Below are 26,988 nucleotides of genomic sequence, written 5' to 3'. Positions count from 1 at the left end.
TAAACCCGGGCCGGACACGGCTCCCCGCACGACGTCGACGACGTGCGAGGCGGTGTCCGGCGAATGAGCGTGTTGCTCACTCTCTTGCTCGGCATCCTCGTCGTCTTCCTGATCACCGTGGCCACCGGCTACTTCGTGGCTCAGGAATTCGCGTACATGACGGTGGACCGCTCCCGGCTCAAGGCCCGCGCCGAAGCCGGAGATGCAGGTGCCCGCCGCACACTCCAAGTCACCAAACGAACATCGTTCATGCTGTCCGGTGCTCAATTGGGCATCACAGTGACCGGCCTTCTCGTGGGTTACGTGGCCGAACCACTGATCGGACAGTCACTCGGCACCATGCTCGGCGGCGTGGGAATCCCTACCGCAGTCGGCGTCACCGTCGGCACAGTCCTTGCGTTGTTGTTCTCGACGTTCGTGCAGATGCTCTTCGGTGAGCTGTTTCCCAAGAACTTCGCGATCGCGCGTCCCGAACCGGTGGCGCGTTGGTTGTCGCTGTCGACCACGATCTACCTGAAGCTGTTCGGCTGGCTCATCACTATTTTCGACCACGCGTCGAACTTGCTGCTCAAAGCGCTGAAGATCGAGCCGGTGCACGACGTCGAGCACTCCGCGACGCCGCGCGACCTCGAGCACATCGTCGCTGAATCCAAGGATTCCGGTGATCTGCCCGACGAGCTGTCGGACCTTCTGGATCGTATTCTCGACTTTCCGACTCGGACGGTCGAGCACGCGATGATTCCGCGTTCCCGTGCGGCGACCGTACGTGCTACGGACACCCTTGCCGACATCAGAGCCCTGATGGGGCAGGAACATTCGCGCTATCCGGTGCTCGACGAGGACGATGGAATCGTCGGCGTAGTGCATCTGCAGGACATCCTGGCAGTCACCGATCGCGGCAACGTCGCGGTCAGCGAGTACGTGCGCCCCGCGCTCATCCTTCCCGAGACCCAGGCGCTTCCTGCCGCCGTGCTCGAGTTGCGCGGTTCGAAGAACCAACTCGCCTGTGTCATCGACGAGTACGGCGGACTGACCGGCGTCATCACCATCGAGGATCTCGCCGAGGAACTCGTCGGCGAGATCACCGACGAGCACGACATCGACGAACTCGATACGACGCCGATCGTGGCCGAGGACGGCACCTGGACGATGTCGGGTGAGATCCACATCGACGAAGTCGAACGGTCCATCGACCATGACCTTCCCGCAGGTGACTACGAGACGATCGCAGGCTTCGTCATCACGCACTACGGCTCGTTGCCGGAGGTGGGCACCAAGATCGAGGTCGATCTGCCCGCAGATTCCGCTGACCTGATCGGTGACGACGACGAGGCGCCCGAGAGGTTCGTCTCCGTCGAGGTGCTCGAGATCGACAATTACGTTCCTTCGTCCGTACGTCTGGAAGTCGGTCAACGTGAACGCTCCGACGAGCGAGAAATGGACAACCACCGATGAGCAATCCCTGGGTAATCCTGGCGGTCACCGTCGGCCTCATCGCGGCCAGTGCATTCTTCGTCGCCGTCGAGTTCGCATTGCTCGCTGCCAAGCGTCATCGCCTCGAAGATGCGGCCATGACCAGTCGTTCCGCTCGTGCGGCACTGCGAAGTTCCAGTGAGCTGACGGTTCTGTTGGCAGGCTCGCAGCTCGGCATCACCCTGTGCACCCTGGCGTTGGGTGCGACGACCAAACCGGCTGTGCACCATTGGCTCACGCCGGCGTTCGAGTCGTGGGGAATCCCGTACTGGGTGGCCGACGTTGCGGGGTTCGTACTCGCACTGATCATCGTCACGTTCCTGCATCTCGTGGTCGGTGAGATGGCGCCGAAGTCGTGGGCGATCGCGCACCCGGAGAAGTCGGCGACGATGCTGGCCCTCCCGATGCGTGGCTTCATGTTCGTGACTCGGCCGATCCTGATTCTGCTCAACAACATGGCGAACTGGTGTTTGCGCAGAGTCGGCGTGGAGCCTGCCGACACGGTTGCGTCGGGCCAGAACCCGGACGACCTACGTCAGTTGGTGGAGCATTCGGTCAACGTGGGGGCTCTCGACGCGAGCTACTCCGTTCAGATTTCCGGAGCGCTCGAACTGCAGAAACTCACCGTGGGCGACCTCATCGGCACGCCCGGCGTGTCGACGTCGGTGCTGTCCACGGCAACGATCGCCGACGTGCGAACTGCGTCGCTCGAGTCGGGTCATCTGCGCATCCTGGTGCGTGACGGCGAGAAGGTGAGCGGCGTCGTGCACGTTCGCGACACGCTCAACGGCGATGTCGATCTCGCGGACGTCACCCGCCCGGTGTTCACGCTCGAGACGAACACCCCGGTCTATGTCGCGCTCGCGAAGATGCGAGAGACAAGCAGCCACCTCGCGCTCGTGGTCGACGGGGACCGGACAGTCGGCGTCGTGACGCTGTCGGATGTTCTCTCCCGGCTACTCCCCACAGACGCACTGGCCACGGCGGCCATGTCGACCTGACAGAACTGACGCGCGTCGAACACGAGCGAGGTCGCCCAATACGTCGCAGCGTCGTGACCGAGCTGGGGGAGAAGCGCGTCGTAGAGCAAGTAGGACATCATCGGGAGAGCTCCTGTTTTCGGCCCGCAGCCATCACGGCTGCAGAAGGTGTGTTCTGGCTCTCATGCTTCCTCAGAACGGGGTCGGAGGTCAACCGCCACATTGTTTTCGGGGCGTCGCGCGAGTTTCCAGAGGATGGGGGCCGCGAGGTGAAGCACGTCGCGCTCGAGTTGGCCGAGTTCGGATTCCATGGCCTGCGCGAGCCAGCTGTCCCGCTGCTCTCGGTCGGCGGCGACCAGAGCGGTGCCGGCATCGGTGATGCGAATCAGTAGTCGGCGTCGATCGCTGGGGTCGGGGCTGCGAGTGACGAGTCCTTCCGCTTCGAGCGAATTGAGATTGCTCGTCAATGATTGAATCCGAACCCCCTGCATCGCGGCTAGGTCGACCGGTGCGCTCGAACCTCCGCTGCGTTCCACGTCGCCGAGGATCTGCATCTGGCTCGGGGTGAGGTAGTGCTGTGGGCGTTGGCGTCGGAGTCGCCGAGTCAATGCGAGCATCGCTTCACGCAGTTCCGACGCGTTCGACGCGAGCCTCTCGGTGCCCATGCGCATGACCCCTCTCGTGGATGGTGACGCCCGTTGCGGCCTGGCGTGCAGGTCACAAGAGTGCCAGGTGATCGCCGGTGCACGGACATTGGTAAGAATTCCCGTAGTTCAATGCGCGATTGTGTTGGATTTGACCTCGATAAAGCTAAGAGTAGTCTTACTATATGCGAATGGTGTCGATGCGGAACTCTGCACTTCGGTGGGCCGGACTCGCCCTCGCCACCGGCGCGGTGTGGACGGTCCTGGCCTTCGCGGGTCTGTCGGCCGCGGCACTGTTCGCATCGCTGGTGGTCGCGGCGGTGCTGGCAGTCCGAGGTATCGGACCGGAGCGGATTCCCAGGCCGGTTGGAATGCTCGCGCAGGGGATTCTCGCGGTGAGCATCGGCTTCATGATCGATACGGAGACGCTCTCGGCGCTCGGTTCGAGTTGGTTGCCGGCGCTCGCAGTCTGTGTCGCGACCCTCGTGGTCAGCGTCGCAGCCGGGTTCCTGCTGGCTGCGCATCGAGACGTCGACGCTGTGACCGGTGCGTTGTCGATGATTGCCGGTGGCGCGCAGGGGTTGGTCGCGATCTCTCGCGAACTGGGCGGCGACGAACGCATCGTCGCCGTGATTCAGTACGTGCGTGTCGGGTTGATCATCGTCACGATGCCCGTGGTCGCAACTGTTCTCTTCGGGGCAGGCTCGGGTGCAGCCGTGCCCGCCGCCGAAGGTGGAAGCGTTTGGTACGTAGACCTTCTGGTGGTCGCGGGATGCATCGGTGTCGGCATCGGCGTCGGGCGACTCGTTCACCTACCTGCACCTGCCACGCTGGGTCCGCTGGGCGCATCCGGCGCGTTGGAGCTGTCGGGATGGATCGACTCGGTGTCCGCGCCCACGATTCTGCTGCCGATCGCGTTCGTGCTGATCGGATGGCAAGCGGGGCTGGCGTTCACCGGCGACAGCGTGAGGGCGGTCGGCAGAGTTCTGCCGTGGGCGATTCTGCTCGTCCTCGTACTGGGCGTGGTGTGTGCGTTGCTGGGACTGATGCTGTCGAGCCTGACCGGAACAAGCTTGTTGGAAGGCTATCTGGCGACTACGCCCGGTGGACTCTCGGCCGTGCTGGCGGTGTCGGCGGCGAGCGGGGTGAACGTCACGTTCGTAGCCGCGGTCCAGGTCGTCCGATTGGTCATCATTTTGCTCGCGGCGCCATTCGGAGCCAAGGCCTTCGTCGCGCTCCGCTCACGCCGTGCGCGAAAGTCGGAGCGCGAGAAGGCTTCCGTCAAGTGATGATCTAGCCTATGCATCCCTGCAGTGTGGTGAAACTCCCCGCGATTCCGGGGCCCTCGCACACGGCGCCTGTCGGGGTCAGGGTGATGGTCGCGCCGGGTCCCGCGACGGCGATGGACAGGCCGGGACCGATGCCTTCGTTGACGGCAACGCTGCCCGGGCCGATTGCGATGGTTGCCGGTCCGGCACCCACCGAGCCGTCCGCTACCGCAGTGCCCCCGTTGATTCCGAGAGCCAGGGCGGCGGCGTTGCCGAGGGCTGTTGCCGAACCCCAGCCGTCGACACCGTATCCCGCCGCTGCGCTCGTAGAGTCGGCCGCGCTGTCGCACTGGGAGGTGCCGCCGAGGCCGGTCTCGACCATTCCGCCGGGTGCGGTCGTACATCCGACGGGGGCGGCCGACGCTGTGCCGGGCAGTAGAAGTGCGCATGCGCCTGCAATTCCGAGCGCAGCCGCTCCGCCGATCGATCTGGTGAGGGTGGTTCCGAGTGTCCTGGTCATGAAGTCCTCCCTATAGGTCGTGCCGGTCGAGGCCGTGTTCACCCCGTACACCCAACAGTCCGCTTCGTCCGACACGGCAGAGCGCAGCACTGATCACGGAGGGGTAACCAAATGATCTCCTTTCGGTAACTTCGAGCGCTGGGGCTTATCATCACCTGATGACATCGATCGATGACAAACAGGGTGTAGACACCCGCCGGTCGACGCGCGATCGCGCCCTCGTGCCGATCCTGATCGCTGTCTGCACCATCGTCGCGGTCGTGAGCAGCGTCGGAGCGCCGCTCATTCCGACGGTCGCCCAGACCTACGGGGTCTCGTTCACAGCCGCACAGTGGTCGTTGACCATCGCGATGTTGACCGGAGCGGTCACGGTGCCCGTGCTCGGACGCCTCGGTGACGGACCCCGGCGTCGACCGGTCGTGATCGGCGCACTGGCCGTCGTGTTGGTCGGCTGCGTGTTCGCGGCGATCCCCGGCAATTTCGCGATGCTCATCGTCGGACGCGGCCTGCAGGGAATCGGTCTCGGTCTGATGCCGCTGGCGATGGCCGTCGCTCGTGATCACCTCGATGCGCACCGTGCGCGAGCGTGCGTTGCTGCGCTGTCCGTCACCGCGGTTGCCGGCATCGGACTCGGGTACCCGCTGACCGGCGTCATAGCGCACTTCTGGGGGTTCCATGCGTGCTTCGTCGTTGCCGCTCTCGCGACGACGATCGTCCTGATCGGTGCGATCGTCGTGGTCCCGGGCAGCGGCCATCTGGAGCGGCACCCGCTCGATGTGGTCGGGGCGCTCGCGCTGGGGGCTGGGCTCACCGCGCTGCTGATTGCCATCAGTTTGGGAGGCCAGTGGGGTTGGACTTCGGTGCCGCTGTTGTCGTGCGCCGTGCTGGGAGCGGTGATTCTGGCCTCGTGGGCCCGCCACGAGTTGGGCTGCGATCACCCGATCGTTCAACTTAGGTTGCTGCGCAACCGATCCGTGCTGACTGCGGACGTCACCGGATTGCTCGCCGGGATAGGGATGTTCGTGATGTCTTCGACGGTCATCCGTTTCGTCCAGACGCCGACGGATACCGGATACGGGCTCGGTCGGTCGGCGATGATCGCGGGGCTGGTCCTCGTTCCGTTCTCGCTGGCGAGTGTCGTCGCCAACAAGCTTGTCCCGACAACGAGTCGATGGTTGCCGCGCAACCTGATCATGCCCGTCGGTGCGCTGGCATTCGTCGCGGCACTCGTGCTCCTGCTTTTCGGCCGTTCGGATCTGTGGATCGTGTTCGTGGTCATGGGAATTGCCGGGCTGGGAGTCGGATTCACTTTCGCAGCGATGCCCGCCTTCATCGTCAGTGCCGTCCCCGCTCACGAGACCGGGAGTGCCCTCGGTGTCAACCAGGTGACCCGAACGGTCGGTGGTGCTGTCGGAAGCGCTCTCAGCGCAACAGTTCTCGCGGGGTACACGCTGCCGGGGCAGCTCTATCCCACGGATAACGGATACTCGACGGTCATCGTGGTGGGAGTTGGCCTGTGGGTTGTGACGGCCCTGTTGGCGCTCACGCTGTCCTACGCCCGACGGCGGACCGTTCGCGTGCGTGAGGAGTTGATCGACGAGAGTGTCGAATCGGCCGCGACCGGCGGATTCGTCTACGATATCGACAGCCACCGCGACATGGGAGCGCGCAATGGGTTCTGAAAATGTAGTGAAACCTGAAGCACGGACCAGGAACTCCGCACGGACACGGCAGAACTTGCTCGATGCCGCAGCCGTACTCTTCGGGGAGCGTGGATACGAGACGACCACGATCCGTGACATCGGTGACCGCGCCGGCGTCGACTCTGCTCTCATCGCACGGTACTTCGGCAACAAAGCCGCGCTGTATCTGGAGACGCTGCCGACCGACGACACCGGTCCGGACCTCGCTCACATCGCCGATCCGGCGCGTATCGGGGAGACGATCGGAAGGGTGAGTCGGCAGGGGTCCGGCCCGGTCCTGCAAGCTGTCATGCGAGCACACGACGACCCGTCCGTGCAATCGGCGGCGGCCGATCGAGTGGACAAGCGTCTGACCGCGGGACTCGAAAGGCGCATGCGGGACGCAGGTCTCGACTCGCCTAGATTGCGTGCACAGATGGCGGTTGCGGCGCTGTCGGGCGTTGCTCTCGGCCGAGCCGCAGGAACATTGGAGGAGCTGGCCTCTGCCGATCAGGAGATGGTAGTTGCCCTGACGGCACGGATGCTGGGGTCACTGCTGGAGCCCTGACGTCGTCGAGGCCACACACTGCTCAGCTGACCTCGAACTCCGTAGAGGTGCCCACGAACGGCGTCAGGTGCCCGTCGAGCGCGCGGGAATCGCCGAAATACACGATTCGGTAGCGACCGGGATGTTGGCCGGGTGGAATGTCCCAGACGACGGTCGACGTCGTGATGGGGCCGACGTTCTCGAACAGGATCTTGGTGAACCAATCGCCGTCGTCGTACACGCGCCGCCACTCGATGCCCTGGGCAGACTCGACGGCGAGATAGGTGTCGTCTCGCCGGAGATTCGAGTTCGGGTTCGCGCCGGAGAACCGAACGGAGACGCGCTGCCCGGGGGCGTACGACGGTGCGGGTTGGGTCAAGACCTGACCGAACTCGGTTCCGGGGGAAGCGATGTCGACGACGGGTACTCCGCCAGGTGACGTCGGAACGATGCCGGTGAGATCGCGCTCCTTCGCGCCGGTCGGCACGGGACGATCGTCACGCATGGCCGATGCCAGATCGACGGCGATCTGCAGTGTCGCGGGTAGCTGCCAGCGTCCGAATGCCGTCGCACCTCCCTCGTAGTCCTGCTGGTCGTACTCCTCGGGAGTGGTGACGTAGTGGCCGTAGCCGTTGGTATAGCCCTGCACGACAACAAGCTCGGGGTCCACTCCGAGCGTGTTCGCGAGCGCGGTACGCAACCTCGACCCGGCCATGACCGTCGGCTCGAACGGGCAGGTGAACAGGTAGAAGGATCCGATGCGCGCAAGATGGAATGGAAACACCTGTTGGACGATTCCGGGGATCAGCCCGACCGGCAGGACGACGTCCTTCGGCGCATGGGCGTCGCGAAGCCACTGCGGCATGACCACCGAACTCAACGCAGCCAACGCGGGATTGCCCCCTCGCTCACCTTCTGCCAGTCCGAGTTCGGGTAGACCTCCGCCATCTTCCTGACTCGAGGCGGCGAACGCGGCACCGAGGGCAGCAGGACTCGTCGTGTGTGTGCGGCCGTCTCCGGTGAATTCGGGGCGGACGGTGATCGCGGAGAAGTCCGCATACATCCACCGTATGTCGATTCCGTTGTCCGACGATGCACCTGCATCGCCGGTATGTCCACGTGCGGTGTCGAATTGGCGCATTCCGACGATGCGGGTGTTCTCGAACTCGTCCGTGGTGGGTCCGGTTCCCGGCTGTTTGTCGAGATTGGGGGAGATGTCGCCGGGGGTGCTCTGGCAGAAGGCAGCGACGAAACTGGGGTTCGAGTAGTCGACCCCGGCGACTTCTCGCTCCCAGTGCCAGGCCGCGTACCCCTTGTTGTCGCTGCTGACGAGCAGATTGGTTGCCGTCATCGAGGTGCCGTGTGTGGCAAACCAATTGATGATGCCGACCAATTCTCCGTCTCGTTCGAGCTGAAGATTGACCGAACGAGGATCGATTCTCGTCGGCAGCCGATCCTTGTCCGGATTTCGGTCGAACGCCACGGGTGATCGGTTGACGCCTGCGTCGTGCAGCGAGCCGGTGGTGATGCGTACTTGTCCTGGTCGTACGTCCTCGTGCGCCCGACTGATTGCGTCGACTATTCCGGAAACATTGGCGTCGAACGTGATCGGACGAAATCCGAGAGTCGTGATGTCCACGAGCAGATGAGAGTCAGTCCCACCTGGGGCAGCATGGGTGTGCGTTGCCGACAGCAGCACGTTTCCGCGGTGATAGAGGTCGCCGAAGCGCGACGAGAGTCGGGTGAGTACTTCCTCGAAGATGCTCTCGAACATCAGGCCGACCTCGCACGTCACGTGGGCAAGGCGCGCACCCGACGCGGTGTCCACGAAAACGAACGCCCGGGCACGCTGACGTAGATGAAGGCCGGCAGACGACTGTTCCAGTACCGCATAGCCGTTCATCCCGGCACCCAACGGTTCGCCGGTCATGTCGCCGATGCCCCGGCCTACATCCAGGCCACTCGGCGACGCCGATGCCCGACCAGACCCGAGCGCAACGCTTCCGAGAGCGGCAACACCGGTTGCGGCAAGGAAAGATCTTCTCCCGATCACCTGGTACGTGCCCCTCTCGGCTGGTCGAACTGCACGGTAGCACCGCACCTCGCCGCTGTGAGCCCGATACGATCCGATCATGATCGGGAGAATCGACGAGGTTGTGATCGACTGCGCGGAACCGGCCGTGTTGGCCACGTTCTGGGCGGGCGTGCTCGGCGGGGTACCGGCCGTGCGCGATCCGGCATGGCACTACGTCGATGTTCCAGGCTTCACCCGCATCGCGCTGCAGCGAGTCCCCGAGGCGAAGACAGTGAAGAACCGCCTACATCTGGACGTTGTCGTCACGGACATCGCCGCAGCGACGCGCGCGGCAACGGAGCTGGGCGCGACGGTGGTAGGGGATGTCCATTCCGGCACGGCTGGATCGTTCCAAGTACTGCTCGATCCAGAGGGCAACGAGTGGTGCGTGGTAGTCCCGGCGTGATCAGCGCGCGTCGTGCTCGGCGCGCGCTGCCAGGACGGCCGGAAGATTGGACTGCATCAGCTCGATCAAGCTGGTCAACTGCTCGGCGACGCCGCGTCCGAGTGGCGTCAGGCTGTACTCGACTTTCGGTGGAATCGACTCCAGAACCGTACGCACGACAAGCCCGTCGCGTTCGAGCGTATGGAGGGTCTGGGAAAGCATGCGCTCGCTGACGCCGTCGACCCGCCGGCGTAGCGCATTGAATCGGTAGTCACCTTCTGCGAGGGCCGCGAGGGCAAGGATGCCCCATCTGCTGGTTGCGTTGTGCAGCGCCTCGCGCGACGAACAATTCCGCGCGAAGACGTCGGCCTCGATAGAGGTATCGGCTTCGCTCATTCGGCAATGGTAGCGCATGCACTTCTGTATGCACTGTCGCTAGCGGTTGCACTATCGAAACAGTAAGTGCATAGTAGTTGAGGACTTGAAGGAACAACCAAGGAGTGGGCATGACTACTGCAGTAACAGGCGCAACCGGACACTTCGGCGGGCTCGTCGTCGATGGTTTGATCGAGCGGGGCTTCGCTGCCTCGGACATCGTTGCGATCGTCCGCGACGAGGCCAAGGCGAAGAGCTTGGTCGATCGCGGCGTCCAGGTGCGAGTTGCCGACTACGGTGACGTCGACGCCCTGCGTTCCGCTCTCGCCGGTGTGGACAAGCTTCTGTTGGTATCGGGCTCGGACATCGGTCAGCGGGTTGCACAGCACACCAACGTGATCGATGCGGCCGAGGCCGCAGGCGTTTCCCTGATCGCCTACACATCGCTCCTGAAGGCGGACACCTCCGGAGTCAGCCTCGCGGTGGAGCATGTCGCAACCGAGCAGCGGCTCGCGGCGTCGTCGATCCCGTCCGTTCTCCTGCGCAACGGCTGGTACTGGGAGAACTACGAGGGTTCCCTGCAGCAGATCATCGGCAGCGGCGTCCTACTCGGCGCGGCAGCAGACGGAAAGCTCGCCGCAGCCTCGCGAGCCGACTTCGCGGCGGCGGCAGTGCAGGTTCTGTTGTCGGAGGGCCACGAGGGCCGGATCTACGAGCTGGGTGGCAACGAGCGTCTGACCTACACCGAGCTGGCCGCCGTCATCGCCCAGGTGTCCGGCAAACCCGTCGTCTACAAAGATGTTCCCGAGGCCGAGTACCGCTCGATTCTCGAAGGTGCGGGCCTGCCCAGCTTCGTCGCCGAGATGCTGGCCAGTGCCGACGCTGGCGTTGCTCGCGGAGATCTCGACACGGATTCCGGAGATCTGCAGAAGCTGATCGGTCGCGCGTCGACGCCGGTTGCCGAGATTCTGGCCTGACCTCGTCCTGACGCCGCGGTGGTCAGCTCCGATGGTATCGATCGGCTCGCTCGATGGTGAGTGCCGCGATCACGATGCCGATGAGAACTCCGATCAGCGTGTCGCCGATGCGGCTGATGGTCACTGCCGGCGTCAGGTGACCGGCCAGTCCGGTCAGCAACAGGGCCATCGGCGTGATGGCGAGCGTGGTCAAGGCGTAGCTCTTGAGCACGAGCAGCTCGGCGGCGATCTGCAGCACGACGATCGCAACGACGGTCTGCCAGTATCCGAGTGACAGAGCGATCAGTCCGGCTGCGAAGATCGCGCCACCGATATTGCCGAGCAGTCGCTGGATGCCGCGCTGGACGGTGGTGTGGAACGTGATTCCTTGCATTGCTGCAATCGCACCCATCGTTGCCCACAGTGGGTGTTCGAATCCGAAAAGTGTTGCGCACCAAGCAGCCAGCGCTGCGGCAACGGTGATTCGGGCGGCATTGACCACCAGCGCCGGCGAAGTGAGCTGCGTCAGTCCTGCCGCGAAGAAGTTCCGCGGCGGTGTGTCGAACTGCGCTGCGCGGACTTCGAGTGCGTTGTAGCGTCGCATCTTGCGGAGTTCTCGTTCGTGAGCGAGAACGTCACTCGCGTGCGTCGGGTCGTCGCCGTTCGCCCATGCGTCGAGGAGGGCTTCGGCGTCGTCGAGGAGTGTCACCAGTCCGAGTCGGTGCGCGCGGGTGCCGGTGTTCAGCGCGACGACGGTCCGGGCTCGCGCGATGGCCGCGCGAGCCGCATCCTGTTGCCGGGAGTCGACGGCAGCGAGTGCTCGCGCCACTGCAAGCTGCGCAGGTCCGACAGGGTGGACGAGGGCAGGCAGCATCGAGGCCACCCACCCGACAGCGGCACCGACAGTGACCGTCGTGCACACCGTGGCGATGTCGGCTTCGGTGTGGGAGAAAGCGACCGCCGCTGTCGATGCGAAGATCAGGATGACCGCACCTGGACCGGTGATTGCGAACGCGGCGAGCACCATGGCTGCGACGCCGGCCGAGACCGATATTGCAAGTACTTGTACGGCGGCGGACGTCGTGGTCGCGCCGAGAAGTGCTCCGAACGATGCGTACGCGACGATCAGCGCACTCACCAGCGCGATCTTGCCGGCGCGGCGCGGATATGGTTCGTAGCGGCCGAAGGCCGAGCACAGCGCGCCGAGCGCCGCGAAGCCGGCGAGGTCGGGACGACCCAGGAAGCCGCCGCCGACCAGCACGATGGTGACTGCCAGGCCGACTCGGAGAGCGGGCGCGAACGACGCGTCGGATGGCGCGATGGCCAGTGCTTGACGCCATGTTCTGGGCGACACGGCATGGGCGAACGCGGATCGGGAGTGTTCGAGTCGGTCGAGTGAGGCAGTCACGGCAAGAACTTTACAGGTATTTCACTAGTAAAGTAATTGGGTCGGACTGTGATGCGCGCCGTAGTGTGACGGCATGATTCCGGCGCAGAAATCGGGCGGAGACTTCGTCGACAACGTCAGGCGCGAGTGGGCAGAAGTGTTCCCGGATGTCGACACGTCACCCATCGAAGTTCTGGCGCGTATCGCCAGAATCGCGTCGAAGGCGAACAACCTCCTCGAAGTGGCGTTGGCCCCGGTGGGTGTGTCGCGAGCTGAGTTCGACGTGCTCAGTGCGCTCCGACGCGCCGACCGGCCGTTGCGCGCGAGCGAAGTGACCTCGGTGACCCTGATGAGTGGGGCATCGACGACGAAGATCTCCGAGCGTCTGGTGGGAGTGGGGCTGCTTCAGCGCTCGAAGTCTGCGCGCGATGCCCGGGTGGTGCTGCTCGAGCTCACCGACGCCGGAAGCGAATTGGTGGATCGCGTGTTCCCAGTCCGGCTCGGCAAGGATCGTGAGCTACTGGGTGGGCTCAGTGATCGCGAGTTGGAGACGTTGGCAGGTCTGCTGCGTCGGGTTGCGCTGAACGTCGAGTGAGCGTACTGCGGCGGGAGCGGGTAGGCGGCTCCGCCGCCAGTGGCACGATTGAGTGCACTGGAATGCACCTAACCGCGCCACTGGGCTGGAAGCCCTGACCTGATGAAACCGGAGCTAGACGCTCGACAGCGGCCGGATGTCCGTCGCGCCGCCGGGAGTCGGCGAGGTGAGGACGAATGTCGAGTTGTAGCCCTTGGACTCCACCACTGCGCGGATTTCACGGAACTTCTCGGTGCTCACCTCAGGGGAACGCGAGAGGACGAACCCCGAGGTGCGGAACGGATCTCCGACGAGCGCCCAGGAGTAGTCGTCGGCGATGTAGGCCACGATGTAGTTGGTCGGGCCCTCCGGGTTCTCCTGGGTGGGAACGCCCGGGAAGCTCACGTGCAGCTGAGCATTGGTGACGGTGTCGTTGACGCGCGCGTTTCCGACTATGCCGTTCTGCTCGCCGGTCCACGTGGTGCAGGTGTTCTCGACGCGGATGTTCGCCGGATCGATCAACGAATAGTTCGCTTGGGTGTCGCGTGCGCATTCGAGGTTGAACGGCTGCGGCACTGCGGCGATCTGATTCCACGTCCCGAGATACCGCTCGACGTCCAGCGACGGGATCGGAGTCAGCGGCTCCCAGCCGGCGGATCCGGATGGTGCCGGTGCCGCCTGAGCAGTGCCGCCGGCAAGTATCAGACCGGTAGCGCAGGCTCCCGCCACGAGTGCTCGCCCTGCCATGGAACGTACCTTCATGATTTTCACTCCTTGACGTCCATCAGTTCGGTCCTGCTGGAATCGATGCGGTTCGGCCACCATATCCCCGGGCCGACGAGGGTGAACAGGGCTGGGATGACCAGCGTGCGCACGACGAACGTGTCGAGCAGAATTCCGAATCCCACGATGATGCCCAGCTGGGTGAGGGTTATCAGCGGAAGCACACCCAGCACACAGAACACGGCTGCCAGAACGATGCCCGCACTCGTGATGACACCGCCGGTGGCTCCGACGGCGCGCACGATCGCGGCTCGGGTTCCGTGCCCCGGTGTTTCCTCCCTGGTGCGGGTGACCAGGAAGATCGTGTAATCGACGCCGAGTGCGACAAGGAACAGGAACGCGAAGAGCGGGACGTTGTCGTCCAACGCTGGAAAACCGAAAACGTTGCTACTGAACCAACTTCCGACGCCGAGGGCGGCGAGCGCGCTCAACACCGTGGTACCGACGAGAATAAGGGGCGCTACCAGCGATCGCAGCAGTGCGATCAGAACGAGGAGCACCACGATCAGAATCGCAGGTACGACCACCAGTCGGTCGCGGGCGGCAGCCTCGCTGGTGTCGAGTGCCTGAGCGTCGCTTCCGCCGACGAGCGTGCCAGGTATGTCGGTAAGTGCCTCACGGAGATCGGTGACCGCGTCGAAAGCCTGGTCCGATGCGGGCGCGGCATCGGTCACAACGGACCACTGCGCCAGACCGGTGCCGGAATCAGCTCCACGGGTATACGTTTCGACGGAACTCGCGGAGCCGAGCGCCGTGTCGACGCGGTCTGCGGATTCTGCCGGGGCAACGACGGTCGTCGGGTCGGCGAGCCCGGCAGGGAAGTGCTCGGCGAGCGTGTCGAACCCTTCGACCGATTCGGCCGTGACTCGGAACTGCTCGGTTTGGGAGAGCCCGATTTCTGTTCCGAACAATGCTGCAGCGCAGGCGATCAACCCCACGAGGGTGATCGATGCCGTCCGTATCGGGTTCCGCGAGACAGCCGCAGCGACCGAATGCCAAGTACCCGTGGTTGCGGTGTCCTTGTCTCCGGGCTTCGGGACGAACGGCCAGAACAACTTCGGCCCGAACAGCGCCAGCAGAGGCGGAAGTACGACGAGCACGAACACGGCTGCGACGACGAGCCCTGCTGCGGCGAGCGCGCCGAGGCTGCGCGTGCTCGGGAGGATTGCCAGCAGCAGCGTCAGAAGCGCGAGTACGACTGTCGCGTTACTCGCGAGGATTGCGGGACCGGCATGCCTGACGGCGTGTTGCAGTGCCTCGCGATGATCCGTTCGAGTGCGGAGCTCTTCGCGATAGCGAGAGATCAGCAGCAATGCGTAATTGGTGCCTGCGCCGAAGACGAGCACGCTGGTGATGCCCGAGGTGGACCCGTCGAACGACAGGCCTGTCACGTCGGCGAGCGCGGTACCGACCGAGGTGGCTACCCGATCACCGAGGCCGATGACGATCAGCGGGACGAGCCACAGAATCGGCGATCGATAGGTCGCGATGAGCAGGATCGCGACGACGAGAGCGGTGACGGCAAGCAAGGTGAAGTTGGCACCCGAGAACGAGTCGGCAATGTCCGCGCCGAACGCCGGACCGCCCGTGAGCTGCGCGGACAACCCATCGGGTAGGCCGTTGGCGGCTGACTCTCGCAGTGAGGTCACAGTGTCGCTGAGTGAGAAGCCGGACAGCGCGGAGTCGATCTGCACGATTCCGAGCGTGGCTTTGCCGTCGGGCGCAGGAATGAGCGGCGTGTCGGCGTCGGACAGCCTGTCGAGCGCCTGCTGTGCGGCATCGAGGTCGGCAGAGTCCAATTCGGCACCGTCGTCCCGGCTGACGACGAGAATCACCGGAGCGGTATCGGCACCGGGAAATTGCGTCAGGAGTTCGGTGACCTGCGCGGAGTCCGCTGCAGGTGGCACGGACGAGGGTGCTTGTCCGGCGGAGTCGTTCTCTCCGACGAGGGCCATGAAGCCCAACGAGAGGATCAGCACCGCGAGTGAGAGTGCCCACGAGCGGCGCGAACTGACAATTCGGGCGAATCGGGTCCACAGGTCCACCCGAAAAGAATCTCATCAACTTAACAATTAAGCAACTGAGAGAGTTGGCGCGCTTCGGCGCGATAGTCTGACGCGGCTACCGATCGAAAGGAAAGACAGTGTCCGACCGCAGTGAACTGGAGTCGATGATCTCATCGGACGTTCGCGCGCTGTCTGCTGTCTCGGAGGAGATCGGTCGCGCATTCGGCGCCCAACACGAATTGCGGCCCAACGATTTTCGCGCGCTGTTGCTGATCATGATTGCCGATGTCGAAGGCACGCCGCTGACAGCGGGGGAGCTCGGTAACCGGCTCGGTCTGTCCTCGGCTGCGATGACGTACCTGGTCGAGCGGATGATCGAGTCCGGTCACATCAAGCGAGAAAAGGTCGCGAGCGACCGTCGTAAAGTCATTCTGCGTTACGACGCCCACGGCATGGAGGTAGCCCGCGGATTCTTCGGGCCGCTGGGTGCACGGACGTCAGCTGCTCTCGCCGACATACCGGATTCGGATCTTGCTGCAGCGCATCGAGTCTTCAGCGTATTGATCGACGCGATGCGCGAGCATCACGACGAGTTGCACGCCGGTTGATCCGGTTTCGCCCACGTTCGACCGGGTAAACACTGCAACATGACTTCCACAGCCACTGTTGCCGCGTCGATCGATACCGGGCGGCCAGGCCATCTGCCGCGCCCGCGCGGTCCGGTGTCCACGGCCGTGATCAGCGCGCTCCGCGGGGATCCGTCCCAGCCCGCGAGTCTCCCCGAGGTGCCTGCAGACGCGGACTACCTCGGTCACGACGTGCAGTTGGCGCTGTACCTCTGCTACGAACTGCACTACCGCGGCTTCCGCGGCGTCGACGACGAGTGGGAATGGAACACCGAGATGCTCGGCCTTCGCCGACCACTCGAACGCGGATTTCTTTCGCGCATAAAGGAATCGGTCGAGCCCGGTTCGAGTGCGACAGATGAGATGGACGCCCTGTCGGTGGAGCCGAGAGCCGGAACGGGGCCGTCGTGGTTTCTGCGCGACGCCGGAACCTGGTCCCAGATGCGTGAGTACCTCGCCAACCGTTCGCTCTACCACCTCAAAGAGGCCGACCCGCATGCATGGGCAATTCCTCGCCTGACCGGCCAGGCAAAAGCGTCGTTCGTCGCGGTGGAATACGACGAGTACGGCGCCGGACGCGTCGATCGCATGCATCAGCGGCTGTACCTGGAGGCTATGCACGCTGCCGGAATGGACACTGGATACCTGGCGTATCTCGACGATGCGAGCCCGGAAATGCTCGCGATCGTCAACGTCATGTCGCTGTTCGGCTTGCATCGCTCGCTGCGGGGTGCCGTCGTCGGGCACTTCGCCGCCACCGAGATCACGTCCTCTCCCGGGGCTGCGCGGCTGGTCGAGGCGTTACGGCGGCTCGAGGCCCCGGAAGAGTGCGTGCACTTCTACGCCGAACACGTCGAGGCCGACGCGGTGCACGAACAGATACTGCGGCACGACGTCGTCGGATCGCTGATCGCCACCCAGCCCGAGCTCGAAGCCGACATCGTGTTCGGTATGCGGGCGTTGTCTTTCCTGGAAGACCGTTTCGGCGACGCATTGATGCAACGCTGGACGGCCTAGCGCCTCGTCCGGTGGCTCGTGTCGCACAGCGGAAAGGTTTTGCTGCGCTTGCACATGCACAGCGCGACGGTGGTTCGATTCGACTCGACGATCCGGCCGTCGGGCATCTCGATCTCCACGGGGCCCTCGACCATGAGTGGACCGTTCTTGACCATTCGCACACGTGTCATGGTTGTCGCTGCCTCCTCACGGCATTCGATGTCAGCGGCCCTGTACCGCGATTGCCGGATCGCTTCGACGAAGTGCCCAGAGCACACCGGGTCGAAACCCTGGTAGTCGAAACTCAGGTATACGGGCCGGTAGTAATGGCGTAGGGTTGTTCTTGGTTGAGCTAACAGCCGTTGTCGGAGGATTCTCCGCCGGTGTGGCTCGACAGGTAGAGGGCAGTTCGTTCGCCTCAGAATTCTGTTGCAGCACCCGAAAAGCGGGTCTCCTCCCAATCGACCAACGATGGGACGGCTATGACTGTTACTCCACACAATCTCGATGACGAAGGCACCACCAGGTCGAAGGCAACGGCCGAGAGTTCGGTAGCAGTTGCCGCCACCGGGGCGATCTTCACGTCGGTCAGTGCAGGCACCGACGCCGTGCTCGTCAGAGTTCACGGGGACATCGACATGCGCAGCGCGCCGATTCTGCGTGACTACGTCTGCGGCCGCGTCTCCGTAGGGGTTCGGCTGGTTCTCGACCTCACGAATGTCGGATTCTTTGGAATTGCCGGGTTGACGGTGTTCACCGCGCTCGACAAGACCGTCGAATCGGCCGGTACCGCTTGGTGCCTGGTAGAGGGACACGCAGTCCACCGACTGCTGGAAGCCACTTCGGTGGTGCCCAGCGTTCGACGCTTCACAACGGTGGACAGCGCTCTGTAAGGGCAGTTCCACAAGAACTACCGGGTGACCAGTTCCAGCAAGGAACTGGTCACCTTTTTTCGCACCGCGCCCAGGACTCCCCGTTGACGCAGCGCAGCACGGGCCGCATTCATGCCGCCGGCGCCGTGCACCCCGCCTCCCGGGTGTGCCGAGGAGCTTCCCAGGAACAGGCCTTCGACGGGTGTCTCGGGTCGTCCGAGGCCTGGGGTAGGCCGGAAGATCAGCTGCTGGTGCAGTTGAGCTGTGCCACCGTTGACGGCGCCGCCGTACAAGCTGGAGTTCGCCGCCGACAAGTCCGAGGGACGCTGAACGACCTGGCCGACGATCGACGCTGCAAATCCTGGCGCGTGCTCCTCCAGTACGTCGCCCACCCGTTCGGCGATGGTGTCCGCCGACGCGTCGTCGACGATCCCGCGCGGCAGATGCGTGTACGCCCACGCGCTTTCGGTGCCGCTCGGTGACCGTGTCGGGTCTGCTGTGGTCATCTGACCGAACAGCATGAACGGACGCTTCGGCAGGACGCCGGTCGCCAGGTCGGTGGTCCACCGCAGCAGTCCGTCGTCGTCTGCCCCGAGGTGGACGGTACCCGCCTGGGACAGGCTCTTCGAGCGCCACGGAATCGGTCGATCGAGCGCGTAGTTCACTTTGACGACGGGTGTGTCCCACTCGAAGTTCTCGAGATCCCTGCGCATCCGCGGGGGAATGGCATCGTCGGGCAGCAGCTTGTCGTACAGGATCGGTGCGGACACGTCGGCGATGATCGCCCGCCGTACTCGGACGGTGTCACCCGATGCGGTGTGCACGGATCGTGCGCGCCCACCTGCGACATCGATTCGGGTGACTTCGCTGTCGCATCTCACTTCGGCTGTGCCCGCGCGGCGGACGAGGGCTGCAGTCAGCTCGCTCGACCCGCCCTCGGGAACCGGGAAACCGACGTCCTGCGCCATCATCGTCAGCAAGTACCCCATCGCTCCGCTCACCGCAGCCTCGAGCGGGGCGTCGCCATGCATCGCATTTCCGAGGAGTAGGCATCGTGCTGCGGAGCTGTGGAACGCCTCGTGCGCCATGACGCGCGCAGGCAGGGCCATGAAGCGAGCGAATCGAAGGGTCTCGGCCGCGCCGAGTGTTCGGGCGAGCGACGCACCGGCGCGTACCGGCGGAAATGGGCCCAGGAACGCGTCGAGCAGCGGTTTCTTGATTCGGGTCCACTGTTCGAACATGGCGATCCACGCGTCACCGTCGCGGCGGTCGTACACCGAAAGAGCTGCGGCAGTGTCTGCGACGTCGGCATGCACTATCGGTGCGTCCTCGTCCGCGGGAAACCTGGCGTGACCGTATGCCGCGGGCGCGCGGCACCAGCGCAGCCCATGACGTTCGAGTTCGAGTGACGTCATCGCCGGGGACGCGGCACCGAGCGGATAGAAGGCGCTGAACAGATCGCTCGTATAGCCGGGAACGAGTTCCGCGCTCCTGACTGCACCTCCGGGCTCCGGTGCTGCCTCCAGAACGACCACGTCCCAACCCGCATCGGCCAGTGCGGCAGCGGCGACGAGGCCGTTGTGCCCGGCGCCGATGACAACGGCGTCGACGGTGGTCGTACTCATGACGGCGCCCTCCCCGGATTCGGTTGCGGTGTGGTGCTATCGAAGACATTGTTCATGTTCTCGGAGTGTGCCCGAGCGGCGGGGTGGCGAAACCTGCAGGCTCCGCTCCCGCCGCTTCGAAGCTGCTACCGCGATTTCACGAGAAGTATCTCTACCGGAATTTCGAGCAGCAGGCGCTGGACCGTCTGACCCATCAGGAACTTGCCGACGGCACTGCGATGGCGTGATCCGATGACGACCAGCTCGGCGTCGACCTTGTCGACGAGTGTGAGGAGGGTGCTGGTGGCGTCGGGATCGGGAAGAGCAGCTTCGACGCGGGCGTCCGGAGCCAGAGCATGAACTGCGGTTTCGACGGCGGCGAGCTCTTGCGCCTGGGCACGAGCGTCGGGGGAGCCCGACAGTGCATGGACGACAACGAGTTCGGCTCCGCGACTTTCCGCTTCACGGATGCCGGCTTCGAGTGCGCTACGGCCCTCATCGGATTGGTTGTGGATTACTACGACGGACATGGTGTGCCTTTCGAACTGTGAGGTAGGGGTCAGCCGAACGGGATCTGCCCGAGGGCGACACCGACGATCAGCATGGTGAGTGAGATGACGGCGGCACGCCACAGGACCTTCTTGTGGTGGTCGGCGAGTGAGACACCCGCGAGAGTGACCAGCAACAGAATTGCGGGAACCAGTGGGCTCTGCAGGTGGAACGCCTGGCCGGTGATCGATGCACGCGCCATCTCGACGGGCTCGATGCCGTACTGCGCCGCAGTTTCGCTGAGCACCGGCAGAATTCCGAAGTAGAACGCATCGTTCGTCATGAAGAACGTGAAGGGGAGGGACAGTACGCCGGTGATCACGGCGAGGTACGGACCCATTCCCGACGGGATGACGTTGAGAAGCCACTCGGCCATTGCTTCGACCATGCCGGTTCCTTGGAAGACGCCGGTGAGAATCGCAGCAGCGAGAACCATGGCGACCACGGAGACGATCGACGAGGAATGCCGTGCGATAGCTTCGCCCTGCTCCTTGACCTTCGGGAAGTTCACTGCAAGTGCGATGGATGCGGCGATCATGAACAGAACCGGGATCGGAAGGATGTCCATGACGAGTACGACGAGCAGAACAACCGTCAGAGTTGCGTTGAACCACAGCAGCTTCGGCCGCAGCGTGTTCCGGTTGGGGTCGAGGCCGTCGATGAACTGACCTGCGCTGCCGTCACCGCCGCCGGTGCCGGAGTTTCCGCCGCTGCCCGTGGTGGTGTCCGTCGACGCACCCTGCTTCACCAGCTGGCGATCGTAGACGAGCGATCCGATGCGTCGACGTTCCATGATGCCGAGGTGGACGGAGAACGCCAGCACGATGATCAAGCCGACGATAAGGGACGGCACCATCGGGATGAATACCTCGGAGGGCGAAATGCCGAGCGCCGATGCTGCCCGCACTGTGGGGCCACCCCACGGAATGATGTTCATCGTTCCGTTGGCCAATCCCGCAATGACGGTCAGGATGACCGGGCTCACACCGAGTTTCAGGTACAGCGGCAACATCGCCGAGGTCACGATGATGAAGGTCGTCGATCCGTCACCGTCGAGCGAGACGACCATCGCGAGAACTGCGGTACCGACCACCAGCTTCATCGGATCGTTCTTGACGAGCTTCAGGATCCCCTTCACCAGCGGGTCGAACAGTCCGACGTCGATCATGATGCCGAAGAAGATGATGGCGAAGAACAGTAGGGCCGCGGTAGGAGCGAGCGACTTGATGCCGTCGGTGATCATGTCACCGATGCCCAGGCCCGCGCCCGCGAGCAGGCCGAACGCAACCGGGACCAAGGTCAACGCCACGACGGGCGTCGCGCGTTTGGTCAGGATCAGATACATGAAGACGGCGACCATGAGGAAGCCCAGTATCACGAGCATGGGTGTACTCCTTCTATGCGAGCAGGGTGAAGCCGGGGGGATCAGCTGATGTTCGTGACGGGCAATGTCTCGTGCACGAATGCTGCTTGTTCGGTGAGGAATTCGGCGAACTCGGAGTCGGTCAGGACGGAGCTACGCCAACCGTTTCTGGTGAGAATGTCCTGCCAGACGGCGGACGCATCCAGATCTCGGATGCGGTCGATCCACACGTCTGTTTCTTCCTGCGTCAAACCGGGTGGGGCCAGGAGTCCGCGCCAGTTGGCGAAGACGACGTCCACACCGGCTTCGCGGGCGGTCGGAGCGTCTACGACGGGGATACGTTCTGCAGTGCTGATCGCAAGTGCACGAACGGTTCCCGCTGCGATCTGGTCCAGGTATTCGCTGACGCCCGTGGTGGCGACATCGACCTCTCCTGTCAGCAAAGCCGGTAGGAGCTGGCCGCCGCCTTCGAACTGGCGGTACTTCGACGCGGAGGCGTCGACGCCGATGGCGCGGGCGAGCAGAATTCGGAAGAGTCCGTCGGCCCCGCCCTCGGCCGAACCTCCGGCGAAGCTCAGCTCGGCCGGATTCGCACGCCAGGCGGAAACCAGGTCGTCCATCGTCCGCAGCGGCGAATTGTCCGGAACGAGTACGACTTCTGGTTCTTCCAGAAGTTTGGCCACGGGGGTGACGTCGGCGATCGTGCGATCCGAGTCCGTAGTCTCCAGCGCGCCGATCAGGCCCAGGCCCATGACCATCGCGAGATCGGGATCACCGCTCTCGAGGGCCAAGCGGCCGAGTCCGACGACACCGCCGGAGCCGGGCAACACCACGACGTCGAAATCGGTGCCGTCCGAGGCCAATGCCTGCGTGAGGTTGCGGGCAGTGAGGTCGTAACCGCCACCCGCGTCGGATGGAACCACGAACCGAACGCGCTCGTTGGCTGCCGAACCAGCGAATACTGCAGGTTCCGATCCGCAGGCGCCCACCAGAACGGCGACCGAGACGCACATGGCGCTGGCTGCAGTTCGAACTCTCATTGTGGGCACGTCGATAGTCAACAACACTTTGTGATTGCGGTCACCCTTGCGGCCACAGTTTCATTTGTGTCCATTGTGCTCACACGCATTCTCGTTCGGTCGTAGGTGGGGCGACGTAGGGTCGTTCCGTGCGTAGAACGACGCTGGCTGCCCAGCTGCTGAGATTGCAGCTGCTCATCGTCGTCGTAGTGCTCGTCGCCATCGGAGGACTGTCGCTCGCGCAATCGTCCTCGACGTTCGAACGTGACGCAGGTCGACGAGCGCAGTCTGCCGCCGAGACTCTGGCCGCCAATCCCGTCGTCCGACAATTGCTGCCGTCGGCGCAGCCCCGCATCAGGACCGGTCTGCAGAGTGCCGTCGAATCCGTTCGAGCAGTCTCGGGGCTGGACTATGCGCAGTTGGCGGGCGTCGATGCCGTCGTCGTGCTGTCCACCGTTCCCGAGCAGGTCGGTACCGCTGTTGGGTCGGCGGCAGGCGCGTCGTGGGTCGGGCTGACCGACACGCCGCTCGGCAGATCAGTCGAAGCGCACGTGCCGGTTCTGGACGATTCGGGCACGCTGGTCGGAACTGCGATCGTCGGAGATCGCTATCCGTCCGCGTTGGACCGCTTCCTTCAGTCGGCGCCCAATCTGATCGTCTATCTCGCGGTGGCGTCGGTACTCGGCGGAGTGGGCTCGGTGCTGCTCGCGCGCCGAGTGAAGCGACAGACCCTGGGAATGGAGGCCAGTGAGATCCTCGATCTGGTCGGCCAGCGCGAGGCGATGCTGCGCGGTCTCAAGGAAGGTGTCATTGCACTCGATCCGCACGGGCGGGTGCTGCTGATGAGCGAGAGCGCGCACGAACTGTTGCATATCGACTACGGCAGTAAGGGAATGACTGTCGACGAGCTCGGACTGACCGACCGGCTGCGCGACGTGCTGCTCGGTACCGTGGCCACGTCCGACGAGATCGTGCTGGTCGGAGACCGAGTGCTCGTGTTGAATACGGTTCCGATCGTGTCGAAGGGAAAGGCCGTCGGAACGGTCACCACGTTCCGAGATCGCACCGAGCTCACCGACATCGAGGAGGAGCTGGGCGTGACGAAGACGAGTTCGACGGCGCTACGTGAACACATCCACGAATTCGACAATCAGTTACACACCATCTCCGGGCTCGTCCAACTCCACGAGTACGACGAAGTTGTTCGGTACGTGGAGGGATTGACGGCGAGGCGCGAGGATGCCACGTCGGCCGTGACCGACTCCGTCGAAGATGTCGGTGTCGCGGCGTTGCTCATTGCGAAGATCGGTGCTGCCGCGCATCGTTCGGTGTCGATCGAGATCGTCGACGGTTCCGCGCTCGGTCATCATGGTGGGGCGTTGTCGCGTGATCTGTGCACCGTCCTGGGCAATCTCGTAGACAATGCTGTCACTGCCTGCAACGGCCGAGTGCGTATCTCGTTGCAGGAGAGGGGCGGCGAGATCGCCGTCTCGGTATTCGACGATGGCCCCGGTGTCGCGGCGTCGGATGTGGAACGGATCTTCGAACAGGGCTGGAGCACTCGAGGGTCCGCGAGCACCGGCCATGGATTCGGGCTCGCGCTCGTACGGCTGGCGTGTCGACGCCGAGGCGGCGACGTGTCGGTTGGATCGGAACTACTCTCGGGCACCGACTGGACGGTATTTCGAGCCGTGATGAAGGAGCAGCAGTGATACGTGTTCTCGTCGTCGACGACGACTTCATGGTTGCGAAAGTACACTCCGGATTCGTAGGCAAGGCGGAAGGTTTCGAGGTCTGCGGTGTCGCGCACACGCCACAGGCTGCGATCGAGGCAGTATCGGCGATGCGACCCGATCTGGTCCTGCTCGACGTCCACCTTCCCGGCATGAGCGGGCTCGACCTCATCGGCAAGTTCCGTGAGGAGGTGCCTGACGTCGACGTTCTCGTCATCACCAGTGAACGAGAAGTGGCGTCCGTGCAGAAAGCGCTGCGGAGCGGTGTCGTGCACTACCTGATCAAACCGTTCAAATTCGCCGTGCTGAACGCGCGGCTGGAGCACTATCGCACGACGCGGTTGTCGCTGAGTGTTATCGACGAGGCCGAGCAAGCGGCGGTCGACAAGGCTTTCGGCGTAACCGGGGCGTCAGCCGATCTACCGAAGGGCCTCAGTCGCGTCACGCTCGATCTCGTCGAGGAGAAATTGCGCGAGGTCGACGGTCCGGTGTCTGCCACCGAAATGTCTGAGCGGTCGGGGATCTCGCGATCCAGCGCACGCCGATACCTGGAATATCTCGCGGGCATCAGCCGGGTCGACGTGTCGCTGGACTACGGGAACGTCGGACGGCCGGAGAGGCTCTACCGACGACGGTGATCTACTGGACCGCCTGCCGCACGATCTCGGTGATTCGCTTCTCCGTTGCCTCGTCGAGTTCGGTGAGGAACCAGCCCGACGGCATGAGTTTGTCGGATGCACCATCTCCCACAACGACATTGGCCTTCTCGGAAAGCCCGAACGAGATGTATTTTTCGGCGATGAAGTGGCACAGGATCGGACCCTTGCCCTTCGCGTAGCCGGGCATTCCGTAGAAGAGCCTGGGCTGCAGTTCCGGAGCGGCCTCCAGAATCACCTCGTGGAGCCGCTTGCCGACGGCGTCGTACGGCGCCGGGTAGGAGGCGATCCTCTCGACTACCGCTGCAGCGGGGTCTTTGGCGGGCTTCTTCTCTGCCATGTCTGTCGGGCTTTCCTTGGTGGTCGGGATCGTTCTCGGGGCGACGCATTTGTCCGCTTTATTGTGCCGTTGCTGTCAAGCTTCGGACTCGCCATTCGTCGGTCGGGTTGTGTCGGTGGGGTCCGATAGTCTCGAACGTATGTTCGATATGGGGAGTGCGGCAGGCGCCACCACCAGACACAACACCGCGGCAGCGGGCGTGGATGCGGCGGCTGTCAGTGATGCGTGTGTGGCGGGATTGTCGGTGTACGCCGCACGCTGCCGGCTGAGGGAGAACCGCGCCCGCGCGCAGGTCGTGGAAACAGCATGCGAGATCGCCGAAATCCGGTTCGCCGACGCCGAGGACTGCGACGGGGATCCGTTGACGGTGATGCGATCGGTGGTTTGTGAAGTAGCGCTGGCACTGGGAGTCTCGCAGCGGGTCGCGCGCCCACTCGTCGATGTCGGATTGACGCTCGACAGGTTGCCGCTCACGGCGCTGCGGATGGTCTGCGGGGTCCTCGACTGGGCCCGGGTGACAGCGATCGCATCGGTACTCGGCAAAGCCTCCGATGCCACCATCGAGGCCCTCGAATTCGAGGCGCTCGCGCTCGCGGAGTCGGTGGGTCCGCGGAGCCTGCGGCTGATGCTGTGGCAGATGTGGATGGAGCTCGACCCGCAGGAAGCATCGAGGGTGCGGTCGGCGTCGGTGAAAGGACAACGCGGAATGTCCCTCACCCAAGAAGGGGACGGATCCTCGCAGTTGAAGGTCACCATGACCGATGTCGAGGGCGCCGAAGCGGAAGCGTTGATCGAAGAACTGGTCGAATCGATCTGCGGTGAAGATCCGCGGTCGGCGCGGGAACTACGCGTCGATGCACTACTGGCGTTGCTGCATGGCGAGCATGCCCTGCAATGCCGCTGTGACCGCGGTGAAAGGTGCCCGCAGTTCGGGGTCGCCGATCTCGCGGACGGTCGGCGGGGACATCTGATACAGATCTTGATCGAAGTGGAAACACTGCTGGGATTGAGTCAGACTCCTGCAGTCCTCGCCGACGGGACACCGCTGGATCCGGAGTTGGCGCGGATGCTCGCCGAAGACAGCACATGGCAGGGCCTGCTGGTGGAGCTGACCCAGTCCGAGGCCTTCCAGACCGCACGGCGTACACACACAGCACGAGACACCGAGACAAGCAGTAAGACCGACGGCGATGGCCCGGACACCGAAGATCCAGACGACGATCCGGACGGCGGCGGTAATTCTGGCGGCGGTGGCCCAGACGGGGGTGGCGGTCCGGATACCGAGCCTGCCCGAAAGACGCACTCCGCGAACGAAACCACCCCACCACCGACATCCGAAAAACCCGACCCCGACCCCGACCCTGATGCTGGAGCCGGTCCCGATAGTGCAGCCACGTCGACCACCCGCGGCGCCCGATTACGGCGACTCCTCTGCCGCGGCCGACTACGACCCGCCGGCACCGTCCCACCACACCGACCCCACAACAACAAAACCAACAACCGACATCAGACCGGCACCGGCACCGCCACGGGCACAGCCCCCGGCGGGCACTACGCACGCGCACAACTGATCACA

27 protein-coding genes are annotated in these 26,988 nt (G+C 64.1%); 14 read left to right on the top strand and 13 right to left on the bottom strand.

Features of this window, described 5'->3' with window-relative positions; all coding sequences use genetic code 11:
• Positions 1–63 precede the first annotated feature (63 nt).
• Both ACODSO_RS25200 and ACODSO_RS25195 read left to right on the top strand, forming a co-directional pair.
• On the top strand, positions 64–1,455 hold the full coding sequence (locus tag ACODSO_RS25200) for a hemolysin family protein (RefSeq protein ID WP_489039431.1): 1,392 nt from the start codon (positions 64–66) through the stop codon (positions 1,453–1,455).
• Positions 1,452–2,474 (top strand): hemolysin family protein, encoded by a 1,023-nt coding sequence (locus ACODSO_RS25195; RefSeq protein WP_489039430.1) that lies wholly within the window; start codon positions 1,452–1,454, stop codon positions 2,472–2,474. Before ACODSO_RS25200 ends, ACODSO_RS25195 begins: the two co-directional genes overlap by 4 nt.
• 161 nt (positions 2,475–2,635) lie before the next feature.
• Here ACODSO_RS25195 and ACODSO_RS25190 read toward each other — a convergent pair whose 3' ends face one another.
• Positions 2,636–3,118, bottom strand: coding sequence for a MarR family winged helix-turn-helix transcriptional regulator (locus ACODSO_RS25190; protein ID WP_489039429.1), 483 nt, complete (start codon positions 3,116–3,118; stop codon positions 2,636–2,638).
• Between the two features lie 170 nt (positions 3,119–3,288).
• Between ACODSO_RS25190 and ACODSO_RS25185 the strand changes: the two genes are divergently transcribed.
• Positions 3,289–4,386: an AbrB family transcriptional regulator gene (locus tag ACODSO_RS25185; RefSeq protein ID WP_489039427.1), complete on the top strand. Its 1,098-nt coding sequence runs from the start codon at positions 3,289–3,291 to the stop codon at positions 4,384–4,386.
• Positions 4,387–4,390: 4 nt separating this feature from the next.
• Here the strand turns inward: ACODSO_RS25185 and ACODSO_RS25180 are convergent, their stop codons facing one another.
• Positions 4,391–4,885, bottom strand: coding sequence for a DUF6764 family protein (locus ACODSO_RS25180; RefSeq protein ID WP_489039425.1), 495 nt, complete (start codon positions 4,883–4,885; stop codon positions 4,391–4,393).
• A 158-nt stretch (positions 4,886–5,043) separates the two neighbouring features.
• Between ACODSO_RS25180 and ACODSO_RS25175 the strand changes: the two genes are divergently transcribed.
• Together ACODSO_RS25175 and ACODSO_RS25170 are read left to right on the top strand one after the other, a co-directional pair.
• Positions 5,044–6,567 carry an MFS transporter gene (locus ACODSO_RS25175; RefSeq protein WP_489039423.1) on the top strand — a complete coding sequence of 508 codons (1,524 nt, stop codon included), beginning with the start codon at positions 5,044–5,046 and terminating at the stop codon, positions 6,565–6,567.
• Complete coding sequence (locus tag ACODSO_RS25170; RefSeq protein ID WP_489039421.1) at positions 6,557–7,135, top strand: TetR/AcrR family transcriptional regulator; 579 nt, start codon at positions 6,557–6,559, stop codon at positions 7,133–7,135. The genes ACODSO_RS25175 and ACODSO_RS25170 overlap by 11 nt, the downstream gene beginning before the upstream one ends.
• A gap of 22 nt (positions 7,136–7,157) precedes the next feature.
• On the opposite strand, the gene ACODSO_RS25165 is transcribed toward ACODSO_RS25170, so the two are convergent.
• Positions 7,158–9,248 carry a neutral/alkaline non-lysosomal ceramidase N-terminal domain-containing protein gene (locus tag ACODSO_RS25165; protein ID WP_489039419.1) on the bottom strand — a complete coding sequence of 697 codons (2,091 nt, stop codon included), beginning with the start codon at positions 9,246–9,248 and terminating at the stop codon, positions 7,158–7,160.
• Between ACODSO_RS25165 and ACODSO_RS25160 the strand changes: the two genes are divergently transcribed.
• Complete coding sequence (locus ACODSO_RS25160; RefSeq protein WP_489039417.1) at positions 9,247–9,594, top strand: VOC family protein; 348 nt, start codon at positions 9,247–9,249, stop codon at positions 9,592–9,594. The genes ACODSO_RS25165 and ACODSO_RS25160 overlap by 2 nt on opposite strands.
• Here ACODSO_RS25160 and ACODSO_RS25155 read toward each other — a convergent pair whose 3' ends face one another.
• Entirely contained in the window at positions 9,595–9,969 is a 375-nt protein-coding gene (locus tag ACODSO_RS25155; protein ID WP_489039415.1) for a winged helix-turn-helix transcriptional regulator, read from the bottom strand.
• Positions 9,970–10,079: 110 nt separating this feature from the next.
• On the opposite strand from ACODSO_RS25155, the gene ACODSO_RS25150 reads away from it, so the two are divergent.
• On the top strand, positions 10,080–10,925 hold the full coding sequence (locus ACODSO_RS25150) for an SDR family oxidoreductase (protein WP_489039413.1): 846 nt from the start codon (positions 10,080–10,082) through the stop codon (positions 10,923–10,925).
• A 22-nt stretch (positions 10,926–10,947) separates the two neighbouring features.
• On the opposite strand, the gene ACODSO_RS25145 is transcribed toward ACODSO_RS25150, so the two are convergent.
• Complete coding sequence (locus ACODSO_RS25145) at positions 10,948–12,312, bottom strand: FUSC family protein (RefSeq protein WP_489039411.1); 1,365 nt, start codon at positions 12,310–12,312, stop codon at positions 10,948–10,950.
• A gap of 73 nt (positions 12,313–12,385) precedes the next feature.
• Between ACODSO_RS25145 and ACODSO_RS25140 the strand changes: the two genes are divergently transcribed.
• Positions 12,386–12,886, top strand: a complete 501-nt coding sequence (locus ACODSO_RS25140; protein WP_489039409.1) for a MarR family winged helix-turn-helix transcriptional regulator — start codon at positions 12,386–12,388, stop codon at positions 12,884–12,886.
• Positions 12,887–13,000: 114 nt separating this feature from the next.
• Here the strand turns inward: ACODSO_RS25140 and ACODSO_RS25135 are convergent, their stop codons facing one another.
• Both ACODSO_RS25135 and ACODSO_RS25130 read right to left on the bottom strand, forming a co-directional pair.
• Positions 13,001–13,636, bottom strand: a complete 636-nt coding sequence (locus ACODSO_RS25135; RefSeq protein WP_489039407.1) for a lipocalin family protein — start codon at positions 13,634–13,636, stop codon at positions 13,001–13,003.
• Entirely contained in the window at positions 13,633–15,603 is a 1,971-nt protein-coding gene (locus ACODSO_RS25130; protein WP_489039453.1) for an MMPL family transporter, read from the bottom strand. The genes ACODSO_RS25135 and ACODSO_RS25130 overlap by 4 nt, the downstream gene beginning before the upstream one ends.
• A 215-nt stretch (positions 15,604–15,818) precedes the next feature.
• Between ACODSO_RS25130 and ACODSO_RS25125 the strand changes: the two genes are divergently transcribed.
• Both ACODSO_RS25125 and ACODSO_RS25120 read left to right on the top strand, forming a co-directional pair.
• Positions 15,819–16,262 carry a MarR family winged helix-turn-helix transcriptional regulator gene (locus ACODSO_RS25125; RefSeq protein ID WP_068374495.1) on the top strand — a complete coding sequence of 148 codons (444 nt, stop codon included), beginning with the start codon at positions 15,819–15,821 and terminating at the stop codon, positions 16,260–16,262.
• A gap of 39 nt (positions 16,263–16,301) precedes the next feature.
• Positions 16,302–17,297, top strand: coding sequence for an iron-containing redox enzyme family protein (locus ACODSO_RS25120; RefSeq protein WP_489039405.1), 996 nt, complete (start codon positions 16,302–16,304; stop codon positions 17,295–17,297).
• Here the strand turns inward: ACODSO_RS25120 and ACODSO_RS25115 are convergent.
• Positions 17,294–17,467, bottom strand: a complete 174-nt coding sequence (locus tag ACODSO_RS25115; protein WP_068374445.1) for a CDGSH iron-sulfur domain-containing protein — start codon at positions 17,465–17,467, stop codon at positions 17,294–17,296. The genes ACODSO_RS25120 and ACODSO_RS25115 overlap by 4 nt on opposite strands.
• Before the next feature lie 291 nt (positions 17,468–17,758).
• Here ACODSO_RS25115 and ACODSO_RS25110 point away from each other — a divergent pair, with 291 nt between their 5' ends.
• Complete coding sequence (locus ACODSO_RS25110; protein WP_489039403.1) at positions 17,759–18,169, top strand: STAS domain-containing protein; 411 nt, start codon at positions 17,759–17,761, stop codon at positions 18,167–18,169.
• Positions 18,170–18,186: 17 nt separating this feature from the next.
• On the opposite strand, the gene ACODSO_RS25105 is transcribed toward ACODSO_RS25110, so the two are convergent.
• From ACODSO_RS25105 to ACODSO_RS25090, 4 genes are all read right to left on the bottom strand, one after another.
• Positions 18,187–19,773, bottom strand: a complete 1,587-nt coding sequence (locus ACODSO_RS25105; protein WP_489039401.1) for a phytoene desaturase family protein — start codon at positions 19,771–19,773, stop codon at positions 18,187–18,189.
• A gap of 125 nt (positions 19,774–19,898) precedes the next feature.
• Positions 19,899–20,282, bottom strand: a complete 384-nt coding sequence (locus ACODSO_RS25100; protein ID WP_068374437.1) for a universal stress protein — start codon at positions 20,280–20,282, stop codon at positions 19,899–19,901.
• 29 nt (positions 20,283–20,311) lie between these two features.
• Positions 20,312–21,685 carry a CitMHS family transporter gene (locus ACODSO_RS25095; protein ID WP_489039400.1) on the bottom strand — a complete coding sequence of 458 codons (1,374 nt, stop codon included), beginning with the start codon at positions 21,683–21,685 and terminating at the stop codon, positions 20,312–20,314.
• Between the two features lie 41 nt (positions 21,686–21,726).
• Positions 21,727–22,704 carry a Bug family tripartite tricarboxylate transporter substrate binding protein gene (locus tag ACODSO_RS25090; RefSeq protein ID WP_489039398.1) on the bottom strand — a complete coding sequence of 326 codons (978 nt, stop codon included), beginning with the start codon at positions 22,702–22,704 and terminating at the stop codon, positions 21,727–21,729.
• Between the two features lie 128 nt (positions 22,705–22,832).
• Here ACODSO_RS25090 and ACODSO_RS25085 point away from each other — a divergent pair, with 128 nt between their 5' ends.
• Together ACODSO_RS25085 and ACODSO_RS25080 are read left to right on the top strand one after the other, a co-directional pair.
• Positions 22,833–24,395, top strand: coding sequence for a sensor histidine kinase (locus tag ACODSO_RS25085; RefSeq protein ID WP_489039396.1), 1,563 nt, complete (start codon positions 22,833–22,835; stop codon positions 24,393–24,395).
• Positions 24,392–25,054 carry a response regulator gene (locus ACODSO_RS25080; protein WP_489039394.1) on the top strand — a complete coding sequence of 221 codons (663 nt, stop codon included), beginning with the start codon at positions 24,392–24,394 and terminating at the stop codon, positions 25,052–25,054. Before ACODSO_RS25085 ends, ACODSO_RS25080 begins: the two co-directional genes overlap by 4 nt.
• Position 25,055: 1 nt before the next feature.
• Here ACODSO_RS25080 and ACODSO_RS25075 read toward each other — a convergent pair whose 3' ends face one another.
• The gene (locus ACODSO_RS25075) at positions 25,056–25,412 is read right to left on the bottom strand and encodes a DUF1801 domain-containing protein (protein WP_489039392.1); all 357 of its coding nucleotides are present in this window, start codon (positions 25,410–25,412) and stop codon (positions 25,056–25,058) included.
• A 139-nt stretch (positions 25,413–25,551) separates the two neighbouring features.
• Here ACODSO_RS25075 and ACODSO_RS25070 point away from each other — a divergent pair.
• Positions 25,552–26,988, top strand: a 1,437-nt coding sequence (locus ACODSO_RS25070; protein WP_489039390.1) for a 13E12 repeat family protein, incomplete at its 3' end; no start/stop codon positions are given.

The sequence above is a fragment of the Rhodococcus sp. FG69 genome (assembly GCF_057808915.1).
Note: the sequence above shows the minus strand (reverse complement) of the source record. Positions and strands in the feature narration are given on the sequence as shown.

Bases quoted from the DNA above. Each gene is read 5' to 3' on its own strand.
- ACODSO_RS25200 (WP_489039431.1), top strand. From the start codon at position 64: ATGAGCGTGTTGCTCACTCTCTTGCTCGGCATCCTCGTCGTCTTCCTG.
- ACODSO_RS25195 (WP_489039430.1), top strand. From the start codon at position 1,452: ATGAGCAATCCCTGGGTAATCCTGGCGGTCACCGTCGGCCTCATCGCG.
- ACODSO_RS25190 (WP_489039429.1), bottom strand. From the start codon at position 3,118: ATGGGCACCGAGAGGCTCGCGTCGAACGCGTCGGAACTGCGTGAAGCG.
- ACODSO_RS25185 (WP_489039427.1), top strand. From the start codon at position 3,289: ATGGTGTCGATGCGGAACTCTGCACTTCGGTGGGCCGGACTCGCCCTC.
- ACODSO_RS25180 (WP_489039425.1), bottom strand. From the start codon at position 4,885: ATGACCAGGACACTCGGAACCACCCTCACCAGATCGATCGGCGGAGCG.
- ACODSO_RS25175 (WP_489039423.1), top strand. From the start codon at position 5,044: ATGACATCGATCGATGACAAACAGGGTGTAGACACCCGCCGGTCGACG.
- ACODSO_RS25170 (WP_489039421.1), top strand. From the start codon at position 6,557: ATGGGTTCTGAAAATGTAGTGAAACCTGAAGCACGGACCAGGAACTCC.
- ACODSO_RS25160 (WP_489039417.1), top strand. From the start codon at position 9,247: ATGATCGGGAGAATCGACGAGGTTGTGATCGACTGCGCGGAACCGGCC.
- ACODSO_RS25165 (WP_489039419.1), bottom strand. From the start codon at position 9,248: ATGATCGGATCGTATCGGGCTCACAGCGGCGAGGTGCGGTGCTACCGT.
- ACODSO_RS25155 (WP_489039415.1), bottom strand. From the start codon at position 9,969: ATGAGCGAAGCCGATACCTCTATCGAGGCCGACGTCTTCGCGCGGAAT.
- ACODSO_RS25150 (WP_489039413.1), top strand. From the start codon at position 10,080: ATGACTACTGCAGTAACAGGCGCAACCGGACACTTCGGCGGGCTCGTC.
- ACODSO_RS25140 (WP_489039409.1), top strand. From the start codon at position 12,386: ATGATTCCGGCGCAGAAATCGGGCGGAGACTTCGTCGACAACGTCAGG.
- ACODSO_RS25130 (WP_489039453.1), bottom strand. From the start codon at position 15,603: ATGGCCCTCGTCGGAGAGAACGACTCCGCCGGACAAGCACCCTCGTCC.
- ACODSO_RS25125 (WP_068374495.1), top strand. From the start codon at position 15,819: ATGATCTCATCGGACGTTCGCGCGCTGTCTGCTGTCTCGGAGGAGATC.
- ACODSO_RS25120 (WP_489039405.1), top strand. From the start codon at position 16,302: ATGACTTCCACAGCCACTGTTGCCGCGTCGATCGATACCGGGCGGCCA.
- ACODSO_RS25115 (WP_068374445.1), bottom strand. From the start codon at position 17,467: ATGACACGTGTGCGAATGGTCAAGAACGGTCCACTCATGGTCGAGGGC.
- ACODSO_RS25110 (WP_489039403.1), top strand. From the start codon at position 17,759: ATGACTGTTACTCCACACAATCTCGATGACGAAGGCACCACCAGGTCG.
- ACODSO_RS25105 (WP_489039401.1), bottom strand. From the start codon at position 19,773: ATGAGTACGACCACCGTCGACGCCGTTGTCATCGGCGCCGGGCACAAC.
- ACODSO_RS25100 (WP_068374437.1), bottom strand. From the start codon at position 20,282: ATGTCCGTCGTAGTAATCCACAACCAATCCGATGAGGGCCGTAGCGCA.
- ACODSO_RS25095 (WP_489039400.1), bottom strand. From the start codon at position 21,685: ATGCTCGTGATACTGGGCTTCCTCATGGTCGCCGTCTTCATGTATCTG.
- ACODSO_RS25090 (WP_489039398.1), bottom strand. From the start codon at position 22,704: ATGAGAGTTCGAACTGCAGCCAGCGCCATGTGCGTCTCGGTCGCCGTT.
- ACODSO_RS25075 (WP_489039392.1), bottom strand. From the start codon at position 25,412: ATGGCAGAGAAGAAGCCCGCCAAAGACCCCGCTGCAGCGGTAGTCGAG.